Origin of the sequence: Allorhizobium pseudoryzae (assembly GCF_011046245.1) — a bacterium.
In the GTDB taxonomy this organism is placed as follows: Bacteria; Pseudomonadota; Alphaproteobacteria; order Rhizobiales; family Rhizobiaceae; genus Neorhizobium; species Neorhizobium pseudoryzae.
On sequence record NZ_CP049244.1, the window covers coordinates 549,743 to 566,934 of the forward strand.

Consider the following 17,192-nt stretch of genomic DNA (forward strand, 5'->3'; position numbering starts at 1 on the left):
GCCGCGTCGGGTCAACCGCCCGGTTGAAAGCGCGCGACCAGCGCATGGCGCTCGCCCGGATAGCTGAACCGGACGAAGGTCACCGGTCCTTCAGGCCCCCAGGTACGGCGTTCGATGACGAGACAGGCCGCGCCGCGGGCCATCTCCAGTTTCGCGGAAATATCTGGCGTCGCGGACATCGCCTGGATCCGGTGCTCGGCGGCATTCCACGGCACCCGGCTGATCAGCCATGCACCCGGCGACAGCATCTCGAACGTTTCCGTCTCTGCTTCCGGCACCGTCACCAGATTGATGAGGCGATGCTCCAGACAGAATGGGCGATTGCCGGCAAAGTGGATCGCGGAGACATCGAGAACGGGCCCGCCTTCGAGAAGTTCAAGCTGGGCACGATCCTCCCGCGTCGCCTTGCGCCGCGTCCTTGCCTCGATCTGGTACCGGTAGGGAAGATTAAGCGAGCGGACTTCCGTCTCGATGTCGTGGATTTCGAGGACCGCTGATTGCGCGACCGGCTGGGCAACGAAGCTGCCGGATTTCTTGCGCCGCTCGATGAGACCTGCCCGTGCCAATTGCGTCAGCACCTTGTTGGCGGTCATGCGCGAGCAGCCGTATTGCGCCGCGAGGTCGATTTCGAACGGCAGGCGAAAACCCGGCTGCCACTCGCCGGTGAGAATACGCTGCTCAATATCGCCGAGAATGCGGCTGTGCAGCGTTTTCTCCTTGTCCGTGCTCATGCCGTCAACAGTTCCCGCATCACCTGATCGAAGCGGCGCTTTATAACGTCGCGGTGCCGGTGGCGACCTTTTTCGACCAGCTTGTGTCCGGAAACCCAGGTGCAATCGACCGAAACGCCACCCGAAAAGATCCAGTGGTCGAGGATCTGGTCGTCGCGCAGATAGGGCGCGCCGTCGAGAGACAGCGACACCAGATCCGCGCTGTTGCCCTCGGCCAGGCCAGCCGGTGCGGCCAGAGCCTGCCCACCCCCGGCCAGCGCCTCGTCAAAAAGCCGGCGACCCGTCGAGCCATTGGCCTTCGCGACGACATTGCGCGCTCTCAAGCCAAGCCGTTGCGAATATTCGAGCTGCCGCAGTTCCTCGGAGACGGAGATCCGGACGTTGGAATCCGACCCGACGCCAAGTGCCCCGCCGGCGAGAAGGAACCGCTCACCATCGAAGATGCCATCGCCCAGATTGGCCTCCGTGATCGGGCAGAGACCAGCCACGGCACCGCTTTTGGCCATGCCGAGTGTCTCCTCGGCTGTCATATGGGTGGCGTGGATCAGACACCAGCGCGCATCGACGGGCATTTCATCGAGAAGCCACTGCACCGGACGATGGCCCGTCGCGGCCAGACAATCCTCCACCTCCTTCACCTGCTCGGCGATATGGATGTGGATCGGCCCGTCCCCCGCCAACGGCAGCAGGGTGCGGATCTCGTCCGCGGTCGCGGCCCTGAGGCTGTGCGGCGCGAGACCCAGACGGGCACCGGGAATTTTTGCCGTCATCCCCCGGCAGGCTTCCATCTGCCGCGCGAATGCATCGAGGGTATGGATGAAGCGGCGCTGCCCTTCGCTCGGTTCGGCGCCACCGAAACCGGAATGGGCATAGAAGACCGGCAGCAGGGTGAGAGAAATTCCCGTTTCCACGCTCGCCGCGGCGATCCGCTCGGCCATCTCCGCAATGTTATCGTAATGACTGCCATCCTTGTCGTGGTGCAGGTAATGGAATTCGCCGACGCGACCAAAACCGGCTTCCAGCATTTCCAGGTAAAGCTGCGCGGCAACCGCCTGCACCTGATCGGGCGTCATGGAGAGGGCAAAGCGATACATCAGCGTGCGCCAACTCCAGAAACTGTCGGCGCTTGGCCCGCGTGTTTCGGCCAAGCCGGCCATGGCGCGCTGGAATGCGTGGCTGTGCAGGTTCGGCATGACCGGAATGATCACATCATGCTGCTCGTCACCCGGATCAGGTTTCGCTTCGGATGAAATAGTGGCCAGTGTGCCGTCCACGATCTGCAGGCGCACGTTCCTGGCCCATCCCTGCGGCAGAAGTGCCGATCGTGCAAAGATTACCGTGGTCATGGCCTTCTCCCGTCGCTGAACATTCCCGAAATTCCGTCTTGCGTCCTGATTATCATGTATATACATTATCCGCAAATGGGAAGGTGGATCGAGATGCAGAAACAGCCGCCAACAGAGGCCAAAGAGGCCCCGAGGCTCTGGACCAATGCCCGCATTTTGTCGCTTGCGGATGGCGCTGCGGCGATCGAAGACGGCGCACTGCTGGTCGTGGATGGGCGGATTGCCTATGTCGGACCGAGAGCGGACCTGCCGGCGGACATGTCCGCCGCCGCCGACACCGTCGATTGCGGCGGCCGCTTCATCCTGCCTTCCTTCATCGATTGCCATACGCACCTCATTTATGGTGGCAACCGCGCCATGGAATTCGAGATGCGACTTGCCGGGGCGACCTATGAAGAGATTGCCCGCGCCGGCGGCGGCATCGTGTCTTCGGTGAAGGCCACCAATGCGCTCTCCGTCGATGAGCTGGTGATGCAGGCCCTGCCGCGAGTGGATACGCTGCTGGCCGAGGGCGTCTCGACGGTCGAGATCAAATCCGGCTATGCGCTCAGCATCCAAGGCGAACTCAACATGCTTCGCGCGGCGCGACGGCTGGAAAAGATCCGTCCCGTGCGCATCGTCACCTCCTGGCTCGCCGCCCATGCGACACCACCGGAGTACAAGGGCCGCAACGGCGATTACATCACCGACATCGTCATTCCCGGGCTGCAAGCGGCCCATGCGGAGGGGCTCGTCGATGCCGTGGATGGCTTCTGTGAAGGCATTGCCTTTTCACCGGCGGAGATGGCCCGTGTCTTCGAGGCCGCACAGGCGCTTGGGCTGCCGGTCAAGCTGCACGCCGAACAGCTGTCCGACCTGAAGGGCGCCAAGCTCGCAGCCTCCTACGGCGCGCTGTCCGCCGATCACCTCGAATATCTGGCAGACGAGGATGCCGCCGTTCTCGCCAAGGCTGGAACCGTCGCGGTGCTGCTGCCCGGCGCTTTTTACACGCTGCGGGAAAAGCAACTGCCGCCGGTCAAGGCCCTGCGTAAGGCCGGGACCCGCATCGCGCTCGCGACCGACAGCAATCCCGGCACCTCACCGCTCACCTCTCTGCTGATGACCATGAACATGGGCGCGACCCTCTTCGGGCTTACCGTCGAGGAATGCCTGGCGGGCGTGACCCGCGAAGCCGCGCGCGCGCTCGGCCTGCTGTCCAACACCGGCACGCTGGAGACCGGCAAGGCGGCCGATTTCACCGTCTGGTCGATCGAACGTCCGGCCGAACTCGTTTACCGCATCGGTTTCAACCCGCTGTTTCAGCGGGTCTGGAGCGGCCACATCACCTCTCCCGCTGCTGGAGCTTCCGCATGACCATTACCCTTCATCCCGGACACGTCGCGCTGTCCGACCTGTCACGCATCTACTGGAACAACGAAAGCGCGGTTCTGGACAGAAGCTTCGATGCGGGGATCGAGAAGGCCGCCGCCCGGATTGCGCAGATCGCCGCCGGCAACGAGCCGGTCTACGGGATCAATACGGGCTTCGGAAAGCTGGCCTCGATCAAGATCGACGCCGCCGACACGGCGACCCTGCAGCGGAACCTCATTCTCTCCCATTGCTGCGGCGTTGGCCAACCGCTGCCGGACAACATCGTGCGCCTGATCATGGCGCTGAAGCTCATTTCGCTCGGTCGTGGGGCCTCCGGCGTGCGGCTGGACCTGGTGCGGCTGATCGAAGGCATGCTGGAGAAGGGTGTCACGCCGCTGATCCCGGAAAAAGGTTCGGTTGGCGCCTCCGGCGATCTGGCGCCGCTCGCCCATATGGCCGCCGTGATGATGGGCGAAGCGGAAGCGTTCTATCAGGGCGAACGCCTGCCCGGCGGAGACGCATTGGCACGGGCCGGCCTTGCTCCCGTCGTGCTCGCCGCCAAGGAGGGCCTCGCGCTCATCAACGGCACGCAGGCATCGACCGCGCTGGCACTCGCCGGCCTCTTCCGCGCCCATCGGGCCGCACAGGCAGCCCTGATTACCGGAGCGCTCTCCACCGATGCCGCGATGGGATCGTCGGCCCCTTTTACCGCAGACATCCATACACTGCGTGGCCATAAGGGGCAGATCGATACGGCAGCGGCGCTGCGCGGCCTGCTCGACGGTTCCGTGATCCGCCAGAGCCATTTGGAAGGCGACGAGCGCGTGCAGGACCCCTATTGCATCCGCTGCCAGCCGCAGGTCGATGGCGCTTGCCTCGATCTGTTGCGCATGGCCGGCCGGACGCTGGAAATCGAAGCCAATGCGGTCACCGACAACCCGCTGGTGCTGTCCGACATGAGCGTCGTCTCGGGCGGCAATTTCCATGCGGAACCGGTGGCCTTTGCAGCCGACCAAATCGCGATCGCGGTCTGCGAAATCGGCGCGATTGCGCAGCGCCGCATCGCGCTTCTGGTCGATCCCGCCCTCTCCTATGGCCTGCCGGCCTTCCTGGCGAAGAAACCCGGTTTGAACTCCGGCCTGATGATCGCTGAGGTCACCTCCGCCGCCCTGATGAGCGAAAACAAGCAGATGGCGCATCCGGCCTCGGTGGATTCGACGCCGACCTCGGCCAACCAGGAGGATCATGTGTCGATGGCCTGCCACGGCGCCCGGCGCCTGCTGCAGATGACCGACAATCTGTTTTCGATCATCGGCATCGAGGCGTTGACGGCGGCGCAGGGCGTGGAGTTCCGCAGCCCCCTCACCACCAGTCCGGAACTGCAGAAGGCAATCGCCGCCTTGCGCGACGTCGTTCCGACCTTGGAAGAAGACCGTTACATGGCTCCCGATCTTGAGGCCGCCGGGCGGCTGGTCGCGAGCGGCGCGCTTACGCAAAGCGTATCGGCTGGTCTGCTGCCGGAATTGGGAGAGTGACGATGTCTGTTTTCGAAATCAGCCAAGGCACCTCGCCCGTCATCCTCGCCTTCCCGCATACCGGCACAGACGTTCCGCCGGCGATCTGGGAGCGTCTGAACGCAAACGGCCGGCTACTGGCTGATACCGACTGGCATATTCACGACCTCTATGCCGGTCTTCTTCCGAATGCGACCACCGTGCGCGCCACCTTCCATCGGTATGTGATCGACGCCAACCGCGATCCGGCGGGCGTCAGCCTTTATCCAGGGCAGAACACGACCGGCCTCATTCCGGAGACGGATTTTGATGGCGAGCCGATCTGGAAGGCGGGCGAGGTGCCGAACGAGGCGGATATTGCTGAACGTCTGGCGGGTTTCCACGCCCCTTATCACGCGGCGCTGGCCGCTGAGATCGAGCGGGTCAAGGCGCTGCATGGGGTCGCGGTTCTCTATGACTGCCACTCAATCCGCTCAATGATCCCCTTCCTCTTCGACGGTCGCCTTCCGGATTTCAACATCGGCACCAATTCCAGCACCACCTGCGCCCCGGCGATCGAGGCGGCGACCGCAGCCGTGGCGGCCCGTGCGGATGGCTTTGTGAGCGTCGTCAACGGTCGGTTCAAGGGCGGCTGGACCACGCGGCATTATGGCCGGCCAAGCACGGGCGTACACGCGATCCAGATGGAGCTGGCGCAGATCTCACACCTGGCGAGCGAAGCGCCGCCCTTTGCCTATGACACGGAAAAAGCCGAACGGCTGAGGGAGCATCTCAGAGCCATTCTGGAGCGGATCGAGGCGATTGCCTTGGAACTGGCTGCAGCATAGCCCCTCACCCTGGCCCTCTCCCCGCCTGCGGGGAGAAGGTGCCGGCAGGCGGATGAGGGGCAATCGCCGCACCTGCAACCCAATGAGCAAGACACAATAAAGGGAACACGACCATGACTAATCCACGCCACAATATCCGCGACGTCCGCGCGGCGACCGGCACCGAACTCTCCGCCAAGAGCTGGATGACGGAAGCGCCGCTGCGCATGCTGATGAACAATCTCGATCCGGATGTCGCCGAGCGCCCGCACGAGCTGGTCGTCTACGGTGGCATCGGCCGCGCCGCCCGCACCTGGGACGATTTCGACAGAATCGTCGAAACGCTGAAGACGCTGACGGAGGAGGAAACCCTCATCGTGCAGTCGGGCAAGCCGGTTGGGGTATTCCGCACCCACAAGGATGCGCCGCGCGTGTTGATCGCCAATTCCAACCTCGTGCCGCACTGGGCGACCTGGGACCATTTCAACGAATTGGACAGACGAGGTCTGGCCATGTACGGCCAGATGACCGCTGGCTCCTGGATCTATATCGGCACGCAGGGCATCGTGCAGGGCACCTACGAGACTTTCGTCGAAGCCGGTCGCCAGCATTATGGCGGCAACCTGAAGGGTAAGTGGATCCTGACCGGCGGCCTTGGCGGCATGGGCGGCGCACAGCCGCTCGCCGCCGTCATGGCCGGCGCCTGCTGCCTTGCCGTCGAATGCGACGAGACCCGTATCGATTTCCGCCTGCGCACGCGCTACGTCGATGCCAAGGCGCACACGCTCGACGAAGCCCTTGCCCTGATCGACCAGTGGACGAAGGCCGGAGAGGCGAAATCCGTCGGTCTGCTCGGCAATGCCGCCGATATTTTCCCGGAACTCGTTCGCCGCGGCGTGCGGCCGGACATCGTCACCGATCAGACCTCGGCGCATGACCCGATCCACGGTTACCTGCCCTCCGGTTGGACCGTTGCCGAATGGCGCGCGAAGCAGGAAAGCGATCCGAAGGCGGTGGAAGCAGCAGCCCGGGCTTCGATGAAGACCCACGTGCAGGCGATGGTCGACTTCTGGAACAAGGGCGTACCGACGCTCGATTACGGCAACAACATCCGCCAGGTCGCCAAGGAGGAAGGTTTCGAGAATGCCTTCGCCTTCCCCGGCTTCGTCCCGGCCTATATCCGCCCGCTGTTCTGCCGCGGCATCGGCCCGTTTCGCTGGGCGGCGCTATCCGGTGATCCGGAAGACATCTACAAGACCGACGCCAAGGTGAAGGAACTGCTGCCGGACAACAAGCACCTGCACAACTGGCTGGACATGGCGCGCGAGCGCATCTCCTTCCAGGGCCTGCCGGCGCGTATCTGCTGGGTGGGGTTGGGCGACCGCCACAAGCTGGGCCTGGCCTTCAATGAAATGGTGCGCAATGGCGAACTGAAGGCGCCGGTGGTGATCGGTCGCGACCATCTCGATTCCGGCTCTGTCGCCTCGCCGAACCGCGAAACCGAAGCGATGAAGGATGGTTCGGATGCTGTCTCCGACTGGCCGCTTCTGAATGCGCTCTTGAACTGCGCCTCAGGTGCCACCTGGGTCTCGCTGCATCATGGCGGCGGCGTCGGCATGGGCTTCTCCCAGCATTCGGGCATGGTGATCTGCGCGGATGGCACGGATGATGCGGCCCGCCGGCTGGAACGCGTGCTGTGGAACGATCCGGCGACCGGTGTCATGCGCCATGCGGATGCGGGCTACGACATCGCCATCGACTGCGCGAAGGACAAAGGCCTGCGCCTGCCCGGCATTCTGGGCAATTGAGCGATGAAGATCCTCAAGGCAAAGGACCACACGCGGATGCCCTGGAAAAACGGCGGTGGAGAGACGGCGGAAATCGCCGTCTATCCACCCGGCGCCGGGCTCGATAGCTTCGGGTGGCGGATCAGCATGGCGACCGTTTCCAGCGACGGACCGTTTTCCACCTTTGCCGGCGTCGATCGCACCCTGACGATCCTCTCGGGCGACGGAATGGAACTTGCGTTTGACGGACAGGCCCCGGTCAAACTCGATCCACACTCCGCTCCGCTGGCATTTCCGGCGGACGTGGCCACGGTTGCCCGGCTGACGGACGGCACGGTCATCGATCTCAACGTCATGACGCGGCGGGGGGCCTTCACCCATCGCGTCGAGCGGCTGTCGCTGCCGCATATCGGGCGCCGCAACGAGGCGACCGAATTCCTGTTCTGCGGCGCGGGCAACCTCAGTCTGGAAACGGAGGCGGGGCGCTTCGACCTGAAGACTTTCGACTGTGCCGCTATTCCCGCCGAGAGCACGGTTTTGTCGGTCAGCGGGCATGGCGTGTCACTGATGATCGAGATCCACCAGGCTGATGCAACGCCCTGACGACGTGATGAACCGGTTTAACTGCTGCGCCGATGCAGCAGCGTGAAGCGGGTATCGATCGTCGTTTGGCTGTCCGGCTCCTTGCCGGCCATGTGCTCGACGATCAGTCGTGCGGCTTCCTTGCCGATCAGGTCTCCCGAGGGCCGGATGGTGCTGAGCGGCGGGTTGCAGGCGGCGCTGAAGCTCAGATCGCCGAAGCCGATGGTGGCGAGACGCTCCGGCACCGCAATCTTCAACCGTTCGCATTCGAACAGGACGCCGAGCGCCACATGATCATTCGAGCAGGCAATGCCATCTGTCTGCGGAAAATCCTGCATCGTTTCCGATAGCAGCATGGCCCCCACTTCCGCCGAGGAGGGAGCGGGGTGCTGAACGACGTTGACCTCCAGCCCCGCTTCTTTCGCCGCTTGGACAAAGCCATCGCAGCGCAACCGCGCACGCCGGTCTTCGTGCATGCGAGCACCCAGATAGGCAAGATGCCGCCTGCCCTGCTGGATCAGATGCCGCGCGGCCGCCGCGCCCACCTGGTCATGATGAAACCCGATGGCTGCGTCGATCTGCGGTCCGCCAAGTTCCCAGATCTCGATGACCGGCACCTTGACCTTGCTCAGCATACGGCTTGTGGTCTCGCTGTGCGACAGACCGGTGAGCACGATCGCCGCCGGAGCCCAGGATAGTGCCGTGCGCACGAGGTCCTCTTCCTCCCGCTCGTCATATTCCGTATGTCCCAGGATGACCTGCAGGCGCTCCTTGCGCAACGCCGCCTGCATGGCGGCCACCGTTTCGGCAAAGAAGGCGTTGCGCACCGAAGGAACGATGATGCTGACCGCGCGCGACGAGGCGGCTGCAAGCCCGCCCGCCACCAGATTGGGCACGTAGTTGAGCTTGTCGATGGCATGCGCTATGGCGCTTCCGGCACTGGCCGACACCGCCTCCGGCCGGCGCAGATAGAGCGACACGGTGGACGGCGAGACCTTCGCATAGTCCGCCACGTCCATCATGGTGATGCTCTGCATCTTGCGGCGCTGCCGCGCCGGGCGCGCAGATCCTGGCTTGATGACTTCCGACATGTCTCCCCCCATGCAGCGCTATGACGATGAAATTAGACTTTTCTGTTGCGAGGAGCAATGCATAGTCACGCCTATTTTGTCACAAAGTTTCTATAAATCAGCAGCCTGTTAGCCAAGCATTCATCGTACAGATCCATCCTGTCAAAATCGCAAAAACAGCTCTTGCATTCAAAAATCGTAGCGCTATGATCCGGCTCCATTGGAATGCGGCTGGGACGACCGGTTCCGGCGGTCGGGAGGATGGAATGGCTTCAGTAAGCCTTCGCAAGCTCGAAAAGAGCTATGGTGCGCTGCGCATCGTCAAAGGAATTGATCTCGAAATTCAGGATGGCGAATTCGTCGTCTTCGTCGGCCCCTCGGGCTGCGGCAAATCGACGACGCTCAGAATGATCGCCGGTCTGGAAACGATCAGCGATGGCGAGATCCGCATTGGTGAGCGCGCGGTCAACAAGCTGGCACCGCGTGAGCGCGACATCGCCATGGTCTTCCAGGATTACGCGCTTTATCCGCACAAGACGGTGCGGGAAAACATGGGCTTCAGCCTGAAGGTTCGCGGCGTCGCGATGAAGGACGCCGAAACGCGCATCGCTGACGCGGCCGAAATGCTCGGCATCGGCCACCTTCTGGATCGCCGCCCGGGGCAATTGTCCGGCGGCCAGCGCCAGCGCGTCGCCATGGGCCGCGCCATCGTGCGCCGTCCTCAGGTGTTCCTTTTTGACGAGCCGTTGTCCAATCTCGACGCGAAACTGCGCGGTCAGGTCCGCACGGAAATCAAGCGGCTGCACCAGCAGATCGGCACCACCATCATCTATGTCACGCATGACCAGGTCGAGGCGATGACGCTCGCCGATCGGATCGTCATCCTGCGCGGCGGCGATATCGAACAGGTCGGCACGCCGGACGAAGTCTACAACCAGCCGCAAAGCGTGTTTGTCGGCGGCTTCGTCGGTTCGCCTGCAATGAACTTCGCCAAGGCGAAGGTTCAGGATGGTGCGCTCACCTTCGCCAATGGCGACCGTATTCCGCTGTCCGCGCTGGCTGCCGGCAAACAGGGCGTGGCGGATGGCCGCGAGGTGATCGTCGGCATCCGTCCGGAACACTTCGTAACGCTGGCAGACCCAGCCATGACGCTGACGGCGAAGGTTCAGGTCGTCGAGCCGCTGGGCTCCGATACGCTCGTGCATTTTTCGATCGGCGGTGAAACACTGACCGCGCGCATGCCGCCCGAGATGCGGCCGCAGGTCGGCGCAGATCTGCGCCTCGGCCTCGACCCGACAAAGGTCCACCTTTTCGATGCCGCAACGGAACGCGTCATCGCTTGATGCTCCGCGCGCGGGGGAGTTTCAAAGGGCCCGCGTACAGGTAGTGATATTGGGAGAATTCCATGAATAAGTCGGTTGTGGCGGGCGCTCTGCTGTCTGCCAGCATCTTCGGTCTGTCGGCTCCGGCTTTCGCCGATACCGAGCTCAAGGTCTATATTTCGAGCCAGCATCAGCCGCAGGTTTGGCGCCAGGTTCTCGACAAGTTCGAGGCTGCCAATCCGGGCACGAAGGTCACGATCGAGACCGGCGGCAACACCTCGGAAGCGCAGGCGCAGTATCTGAACACCATCATGTCGGCAAAGGATAGCTCGCTCGACGTGCTGATCCTCGACGTCATCCGCCCGGCGCAGTTTGCCGCTGCCGGCTGGACGAGCCCGTTCGAGGGCAAGGACATGTCGGTCTACCTGCCGGCCTATGCCGAAGCGAACACGGTGGACGGCAAGGTCGTGGCGCTGCCGGCCTTCGCGGACTCGATGTTCCTCTACTACCGCAAGGATCTTCTGGAGAAATACGGCATTGAGCCGCCCAAGACCTGGGACGAGCTGAAGGCTGCCGTGAAGAAGATCAATGGCGGCGAAAACAATGCCGACCTGCAGGGTCTGTCCTTCCAGGGCAAGGCAATCGAAGGCGCTGTCTGCACCTTCCTTCTGCCCTACTGGAGCCAGGGCAAGACCCTGGTCGACAACGGCAAACTGACCTTCGACAAGACGGCAGCCGTCAATTCGCTGAAGCTCTGGAAGAGCATGGTCGATGACGGCATTTCCAAGAAGAACATTGCCGAAGTCGCGACCGACGATACCCGCAAGGAATTCCAGGCCGGCAATGTCGTCTTTGCCGTCAACTGGTCCTATGCCTGGGCACAGTCGCAGGGCAAGGATTCTGCCGTTGCCGGCAAAGTCGGCGTGACGCGTCTTCCGGCTGTCGCCGGCGGCGAGCAGGCGACCTGCCTTGGCGGCTGGGAATGGGGCGTTTCCGCCTATTCGAAGAACCAGGATGCGGCAAAGAAGCTCGTCTCCTTCCTCTCCAGCCAGGAGGCTTCCAAGCACATGGCGGCCAACGGTTCGCTGCTGCCGACCTATCCGGCGCTCTACCAGGATGCCGATGTGCTAAAGGCAGCCCCCTGGTTTGCCGATGCCAAGCAGGTGGTCGAGACCGCCAAGCCGCGTCCGGTGACCCCGCGCTATAACGAAGTGAGCGAAGTCATCCGCACGACGGTCAACGCAGTCCTGGCTGGCGTCACCACGCCGGAAGATGGCGCGGCGCAGATCGAAGCCCGCCTGAAGCGCATCCTGCGCTAAACCATGATCGACCACAGGGCGGTGGACCACGCCGCCCTGACCCCGATGCTGTCCAGCAGGCGCCAAGGCCGCCACGACACATCATCGCCCTTTCTATCTTGCATGCGGGAGCTGCAAAGGTGACCACCTCCACCCTCAACATCACCGACCGGATGGAAAAGCAGCCACCTGCGTGGTCACGCCTCCTCGACCTCAGCGACAAGGCGCTTGCCGTGCTGCTGCTGGCCCCTGCCGGCCTGCTTCTGTCGCTCATCATCGTTTATCCGGTGCTGCGGCTGATCTACACCAGCTTCTTTTCGCTCTCGCTCACCTCGGGGCTTCCGGCCGAGTTCGTCGGACTGGAAAACTACCAGCTGATGATCGAGGATCCGGTTTTCTGGGAAACCACCTGGAACACCGTGCTGATCACGTTGATCACCGTTCCTGGCGCGCTCGTCGTCGGCATGGGACTGGCGCTTCTCGCCAACCTGCCGTTTCGCCGCCAGTGGCCGGTTCGCCTGTCGCTTCTGATCCCCTGGGCGCTGCCGCTCTCCTTTGCCGGCCTGATCTTCGCCTGGTTCTTCCACTCGGAATATGGCGTCGTGAATGATGTGCTCTCCCGCTTCGGCATCGAGGGCGTCATCTGGTTCAACTCGCCGAACCTCGCCTTCGCCGCGATCTGTCTCACCATCATCTGGAAGACCTCGTCCTTCATGGCGCTGATCATCCTCGCCGGGCTGCAAACCATTCCGCGCTCGCTCTACGAAGCTGCTGACGTGGACGGTGCAGGCCGCATCCGCCAGTTCTTCGAAATCACGTTGCCGCTTCTGAAGCCGGCTATCGTGGTGGCGCTGATCTTCCGCACCATCACCGCGTTGCAGACCTTCGACATTCCCTTCATGATGACCGGTGGCGGTCCCGGCACGTCGACTGCGACGCTTGCCATGTACATCCACCAGAACACCGTCTCCTTCCTCGATCTCGGTTACGGCTCCGCACTGGCTGTGGTGATGTTCGCGCTCTCGATGTGCGTCACCGTCATCTATCTGCGCATCATCCGGACCAAGGAGTAAGCCCATGAGCCAGGTTACCGCCTCCGGCCCGCAGTCCGTCCTCTCCGGCAAGCCGCTCAGGCTGATCGCCGCCGCCATCCTCCTGGTCAACGGCATGTTCCCAGCCCTCTGGATCCTCTTCACCTCGTTGAAGACCGAAGCCGAGTTGACGGTAAAACCGATCACCTGGCTGCCGCATGCGCCGACGATCGCCAATTACCTGCAGGCCTTTTCCGACCAGCCGCTGCACATCTTCCTGTTCAACAGCTTCATGGTGGCCTTGCTGTCGACCTGCATGACGCTGCTGGTCTCCGTGCTGGCGGCCTATGCGCTCGCCCGCCTCAACCTGAAATACCGGGGCCTTATCCTGTCGGCCATCATCGCGGTCTCGACCTTTCCGCTGGTCACGCTGCTGGTGCCGCTTTTCGAGATCATGCGGGCATTGAACCTGCTCAACACCTGGATTGCACTCATCCTGCCTTATACGGTGCTCTCTCTGCCGGTTTGCACGTTGATGCTCGTCTCCTTTTTCGAAGGTATTCCGCGCGATCTTGAAAACGCAGCGATGATCGATGGCTGCACGCGGCTGGGTGCCCTCTTCAAGGTCGTCGTGCCGCTTTGCGCACCCGGCGTGTTCACGGCCGGCATTCTTGCCTTCGTCAACGCCTGGGACGAGTTCCTGCTGGCGCTCTCCTTCAACTCCAATCCGGCGCTCCGCACCCTGCCGGTCGGCATCCAGCTCTATCAGGGTGAGTTCGCCTTCCCCTGGCCGGTGATTTCCGCCGCCCTCGTCGTCGGCATCGTGCCGGTCGCGATCCTTATCGTGATCTTCCAGGAGCGCGTCGTCTCCGGCCTCACCGCAGGCGGCATCAAGGGATAATGCGCATGACACGCAGAAAAGATCTCTCCGAACTGCGCAGCCAGCGCTGGTTTGCCTCGGATGACATGCGCGGCTTCGCGCACCGCCAGCGCACGCAGCAGATGGGCATGCGCCGCGAGGAGTTCATGGGCCGGCCGGTCATCGGCATCATCAACACCTGGAGCGAGATGAGCCCCTGCCACGCGCATCTGCGCGACCGCGCCGAAGCGGTCAAACGCGGCGTCTGGCAGGCGGGCGGCTATCCGGTGGAAATGCCGGCACTGTCCGTCGGCGAGGTGATGGTGAAGCCCACCACCATGCTCTACCGCAACTTCCTTGCCATGGAATGCGAGGAACTGCTGCGCTCGCACCCGATCGATGGTGCCGTGCTGCTTGGCGGTTGCGACAAGTCCACGCCCGGCCTGCTGATGGGTGCCTTCTCGATGGATATTCCGGTCATCTATTGCCCGGCGGGCCCGATGGCGAACGGCCAGTGGCGCGGCATCAAGACCGGTGCGGGAACGCACACGAAGAAATACTGGGACGAACTTCGCGCCGGCAACATCACCAAGGATGACTGGGTAGATCTCGAAAGCCGGATGACCCGATCCGCCGGCACCTGTAACACCATCGGCACCGCCTCGACCATGACCTCGATTGCCGATGCGATGGGCATGACGCTGCCCGGCGCCTCCTCCATTCCCGCCGTCGATTCCGGCCATCCGCGCATGGCCTCTGCCTGTGGCGTGCGGATTGTCGAGATGGTCTGGGAGGATCTCAAACCCTCCGATATCCTCAACAAGGCAAGCTTCGAGAACGGGCTTGTGGCCTATATGGCGATGGGCGGATCGACCAATGCCGCCGTGCATCTGATCGCCATGGCGAACCGCGCCGGCGTCACGCTGACGCTCGACGACATGTCGGCCATGGCCGCGAAGGTGCCGGTCGCCGCCAACGTCTTTCCCTCGGGCGAGTACCTGATGGAAGACTTCTATTTCGCTGGCGGCCTCAATGCGCTGCTCAAGAAATTCTCGCATCATCTCGATCTCACCCGCCCCACTGTGAACGGCAAGACGATCGGCGAAAATATTGCCGATGCGGAATGCTGGAACGACGAGATCATCCGCGACGAAAGCAATCCGGTCGTGCCGCTGTCAAAGGGCAAGACGCTGGAAGTGCTGCGCGGCAATCTGGCGCCGAACGGCGCGGTGATGAAATCCTCTGCGGCTAACCCCAAATTCCTAAAGCATGTCGGTCCGGCGATCGTCTTTGATGACCCCGCCACCATGAACAAGACGCTCGACAATCAGGATCTCGATGTGACGGAAGACACCGTCATCATCCTGCGCAATGCCGGTCCGGTCGGCGCGCCCGGCATGCCGGAATGGGGCAACCTGCCGATCCCGAAGAAGCTTCTGAAACAGGGGGTGCGCGACATGGTGCGGATTTCCGATGCGCGCATGAGCGGCACGCATTACGGCACCTGCATTCTCCACGTCGCGCCGGAAGCGGCTGTCGGTGGGCCTCTGGCGCTCGTGAAAACCGGTGACCTGATCGAACTCGATGTCGCCGCCGGTACCATCAACATGAAGGTCAGCGACGAGGAACTGGCGGCGCGCTGGGCCGAATGGAAGCCGACCGCGCGCATCTATGAACGGTCCTTCGCAGCTCTCTACCAGCAGCATGTCAGCCAGGCGGATAAAGGCTGCGATTTCGATTTCCTGAGCGGCCCGGCCAAGGTGCCGGACCCGGTCATTTTCTAAAGGATTTTTGTCTATGAGCACGCTGAACCCCTTCAAATCCTGGCTCTTTGACAAGACCCGCGCGACGCCGCTCGGCACATGGCTGATGGCGGCGGCGCCCGCCAGCGCCGAAGCGCTCGGTTACGCCGGCTTCGACTTCCTCGTGGTGGACATGGAGCATGTGCCGATCGAGGTCCCCGACCTTGCCCATATTCTCCGCGCCATCGGCTGCACGCCGGCGGATGCGGTTGTGCGACTGGCCTGGAACGACCAGGTTCTCGTCAAGCGCTGCATGGATGCCGGTGCGCGCACCGTGATGCTGCCCTTCGTGCAGACGGCGGAAGAGGCGGAAGCCGCCGCCTCTTACACGCGTTACCCCCCTCATGGTATTCGGGGCGTCGCCGCGGTTCATCGCGGCTCGAAGTTCGGCACGATCCCGAACTACCTGAAAAATGCGAATGACGATGTCTGCACCATCGTGCAGCTGGAAACGCCGGAAGCGATCGAGCGTCTGCCGGAGATCGCCGCCGTGGATGGGATCGACGCGCTGTTCGTCGGTCCGGGCGACCTGTCGGCGGCCATGGGCCATATCGGCAACATCGCCCACCCAGAGGTTCAAGCGCTGATCGAAAAGGCGGCCAAGGACGCTCATGCGGCCGGCAAGCCGATCGGCATCGTCGGCCCCAACCCGGACATGGTGAAGCGCTTCATCGGCTACGGTTACGACTACGCGGCAATCGCCTCCGATATCGCCATGATGACGGGCCGCGCCAATGAGTGGCTGGGCCAGATGAAGGGCGAGGCAAAGCCGGCCGCCACCCCCACCGCGGCCTACTGAGGTGACAGAGGTGAGCGGCTTCGAGCTTGTTCTGGATGCAAAGACCGCCCTTGGCGAATGCCCGCTGTGGTCCGTCGATGAGCAGGTCCTTTACTTCGTCGATATCAAGCAGAAGCGCATCCATCGTTTCGATCCGGCAGACGGGTCGCTGGGTACGCTGGACCTGCCGGAAGACGTCGGCTGTATCGGTCTGGCAGAAGGTGGCGGCTTCGTGGCCGGCTTGCGCTCCGGCCTCTGGCTTGTTTCTGTCGAGGGGACATTGACCCGTAAACTGGCGGACAATCCAGAAGACCAGACGATCAGCCGCTTCAATGACGGCATGGTCGATCCCGCCGGTCGTTTCATTGCCGGCACCGTGGATGAGACGCGCGAGCGCGGCATCGCCAGCCTCTATCGCTATGATGTCCGCGGCATATATAAGATCGTCGGAGAGCTCTTCACGTCGAATGGCGTGGCGTTCTCGCCCGATGGCACGCGGCTCTACCACTCCGATACGTTGCGCTACTCGCTCTATACCTACGACTATGATGTCGCGACGGGCGCTGCCACCAACCGACAGCTCTTTGCCAAGTTCGGCTCCGAGACAGACAAGGGCCGCCCCGATGGCGGCGCTGTCGATGCAGACGGCTGTTACTGGACCGCGCTTTTCGAAGGTGGCCGTGTGCAGCGTTATGCGCCGGATGGTCGGCTTCTGGCAGAATATCCGGTTCCCGCGAAGTGCCCGACGATGGTGACCTTTGGTGGGCCTGACATGAAGACACTCTACTGCACCAGCGCCAGCATTGGCCGCCCCGCGGAAGAGCTTGCCGAATACCCGCTCTCCGGCGCGCTGTTTGCCATGCGCACGGAAATCCCCGGCCTTCCGAAACCCCTCTTCAATCCCGAAATCTGAGAC

Annotated in this window: 15 protein-coding genes; 12 read left to right on the plus strand and 3 right to left on the minus strand. The window is 62.9% G+C overall.

Features of this window, described 5'->3' with window-relative positions; all coding sequences use genetic code 11:
- Window positions 1–11: 11 nt before the first annotated feature.
- Together hutC and G6N78_RS21480 are read right to left on the minus strand one after the other, a co-directional pair.
- Window positions 12–731, minus strand: coding sequence for a histidine utilization transcriptional repressor HutC (hutC, locus tag G6N78_RS21475; protein WP_165223659.1), 720 nt, complete (start codon window positions 729–731; stop codon window positions 12–14).
- Entirely contained in the window at window positions 728–2,077 is a 1,350-nt protein-coding gene (locus G6N78_RS21480) for a formimidoylglutamate deiminase (protein ID WP_165223662.1), read from the minus strand. Before G6N78_RS21480 ends, hutC begins: the two co-directional genes overlap by 4 nt.
- Before the next feature lie 93 nt (window positions 2,078–2,170).
- On the opposite strand from G6N78_RS21480, the gene hutI reads away from it, so the two are divergent.
- The 5 genes from hutI (at window position 2,171) to G6N78_RS21505 (ending at window position 8,137) form a co-directional block, all read left to right on the plus strand.
- On the plus strand, window positions 2,171–3,430 hold the full coding sequence (hutI, locus tag G6N78_RS21485; protein ID WP_234906081.1) for an imidazolonepropionase: 1,260 nt from the start codon (window positions 2,171–2,173) through the stop codon (window positions 3,428–3,430).
- Window positions 3,427–4,962, plus strand: a complete 1,536-nt coding sequence (gene hutH, locus G6N78_RS21490) for a histidine ammonia-lyase (protein ID WP_165223667.1) — start codon at window positions 3,427–3,429, stop codon at window positions 4,960–4,962. The genes hutI and hutH overlap by 4 nt, the downstream gene beginning before the upstream one ends.
- A 2-nt stretch (window positions 4,963–4,964) precedes the next feature.
- Window positions 4,965–5,768, plus strand: coding sequence for an N-formylglutamate deformylase (gene hutG, locus G6N78_RS21495; RefSeq protein WP_165223670.1), 804 nt, complete (start codon window positions 4,965–4,967; stop codon window positions 5,766–5,768).
- A gap of 113 nt (window positions 5,769–5,881) precedes the next feature.
- On the plus strand, window positions 5,882–7,555 hold the full coding sequence (gene hutU / locus G6N78_RS21500) for a urocanate hydratase (RefSeq protein WP_165223673.1): 1,674 nt from the start codon (window positions 5,882–5,884) through the stop codon (window positions 7,553–7,555).
- 3 nt (window positions 7,556–7,558) lie between these two features.
- Window positions 7,559–8,137, plus strand: coding sequence for a HutD/Ves family protein (locus G6N78_RS21505; RefSeq protein WP_165223676.1), 579 nt, complete (start codon window positions 7,559–7,561; stop codon window positions 8,135–8,137).
- Between the two features lie 17 nt (window positions 8,138–8,154).
- Here the strand turns inward: G6N78_RS21505 and G6N78_RS21510 are convergent, their stop codons facing one another.
- A complete protein-coding gene (locus G6N78_RS21510) occupies window positions 8,155–9,207 on the minus strand; it encodes a LacI family DNA-binding transcriptional regulator (protein WP_234906082.1) in 1,053 nt (350 codons plus the stop codon).
- Between the two features lie 245 nt (window positions 9,208–9,452).
- Between G6N78_RS21510 and G6N78_RS21515 the strand changes: the two genes are divergently transcribed.
- The 7 genes from G6N78_RS21515 (at window position 9,453) to G6N78_RS21545 (ending at window position 17,189) form a co-directional block, all read left to right on the plus strand.
- Complete coding sequence (locus tag G6N78_RS21515; protein WP_165223679.1) at window positions 9,453–10,529, plus strand: ABC transporter ATP-binding protein; 1,077 nt, start codon at window positions 9,453–9,455, stop codon at window positions 10,527–10,529.
- 62 nt (window positions 10,530–10,591) lie between these two features.
- Entirely contained in the window at window positions 10,592–11,827 is a 1,236-nt protein-coding gene (locus G6N78_RS21520; protein ID WP_165223682.1) for an ABC transporter substrate-binding protein, read from the plus strand.
- Window positions 11,828–11,979: 152 nt separating this feature from the next.
- Window positions 11,980–12,879, plus strand: a complete 900-nt coding sequence (locus tag G6N78_RS21525) for a carbohydrate ABC transporter permease (RefSeq protein WP_165225354.1) — start codon at window positions 11,980–11,982, stop codon at window positions 12,877–12,879.
- Between the two features lie 4 nt (window positions 12,880–12,883).
- Entirely contained in the window at window positions 12,884–13,738 is an 855-nt protein-coding gene (locus G6N78_RS21530) for a carbohydrate ABC transporter permease (protein WP_165223685.1), read from the plus strand.
- A gap of 5 nt (window positions 13,739–13,743) precedes the next feature.
- Window positions 13,744–15,480, plus strand: a complete 1,737-nt coding sequence (araD, locus tag G6N78_RS21535; RefSeq protein ID WP_370691542.1) for an L-arabinonate dehydratase — start codon at window positions 13,744–13,746, stop codon at window positions 15,478–15,480.
- 13 nt (window positions 15,481–15,493) lie between these two features.
- Window positions 15,494–16,297, plus strand: coding sequence for an HpcH/HpaI aldolase family protein (locus G6N78_RS21540; RefSeq protein ID WP_165223688.1), 804 nt, complete (start codon window positions 15,494–15,496; stop codon window positions 16,295–16,297).
- Between the two features lie 10 nt (window positions 16,298–16,307).
- A complete protein-coding gene (locus G6N78_RS21545; RefSeq protein WP_370691543.1) occupies window positions 16,308–17,189 on the plus strand; it encodes an SMP-30/gluconolactonase/LRE family protein in 882 nt (293 codons plus the stop codon).
- Window positions 17,190–17,192 lie beyond the last annotated feature (3 nt).

Excerpts from the sequence above, each read along its gene's own strand:
- hutI (WP_234906081.1), top strand. The coding sequence starts at position 2,171 with ATGCAGAAACAGCCGCCAACAGAGGCCAAAGAGGCCCCGAGGCTCTGG.
- hutG (WP_165223670.1), top strand. The coding sequence starts at position 4,965 with ATGTCTGTTTTCGAAATCAGCCAAGGCACCTCGCCCGTCATCCTCGCC.
- G6N78_RS21515 (WP_165223679.1), top strand. The coding sequence starts at position 9,453 with ATGGCTTCAGTAAGCCTTCGCAAGCTCGAAAAGAGCTATGGTGCGCTG.
- G6N78_RS21530 (WP_165223685.1), top strand. The coding sequence starts at position 12,884 with ATGAGCCAGGTTACCGCCTCCGGCCCGCAGTCCGTCCTCTCCGGCAAG.
- G6N78_RS21480 (WP_165223662.1), bottom strand. The coding sequence starts at position 2,077 with ATGACCACGGTAATCTTTGCACGATCGGCACTTCTGCCGCAGGGATGG.
- G6N78_RS21525 (WP_165225354.1), top strand. The coding sequence starts at position 11,980 with ATGGAAAAGCAGCCACCTGCGTGGTCACGCCTCCTCGACCTCAGCGAC.
- hutU (WP_165223673.1), top strand. The coding sequence starts at position 5,882 with ATGACTAATCCACGCCACAATATCCGCGACGTCCGCGCGGCGACCGGC.
- G6N78_RS21510 (WP_234906082.1), bottom strand. The coding sequence starts at position 9,207 with ATGTCGGAAGTCATCAAGCCAGGATCTGCGCGCCCGGCGCGGCAGCGC.
- araD (WP_370691542.1), top strand. The coding sequence starts at position 13,744 with ATGACACGCAGAAAAGATCTCTCCGAACTGCGCAGCCAGCGCTGGTTT.
- G6N78_RS21520 (WP_165223682.1), top strand. The coding sequence starts at position 10,592 with ATGAATAAGTCGGTTGTGGCGGGCGCTCTGCTGTCTGCCAGCATCTTC.
- G6N78_RS21540 (WP_165223688.1), top strand. The coding sequence starts at position 15,494 with ATGAGCACGCTGAACCCCTTCAAATCCTGGCTCTTTGACAAGACCCGC.
- hutH (WP_165223667.1), top strand. The coding sequence starts at position 3,427 with ATGACCATTACCCTTCATCCCGGACACGTCGCGCTGTCCGACCTGTCA.
- G6N78_RS21505 (WP_165223676.1), top strand. The coding sequence starts at position 7,559 with ATGAAGATCCTCAAGGCAAAGGACCACACGCGGATGCCCTGGAAAAAC.
- hutC (WP_165223659.1), bottom strand. The coding sequence starts at position 731 with ATGAGCACGGACAAGGAGAAAACGCTGCACAGCCGCATTCTCGGCGAT.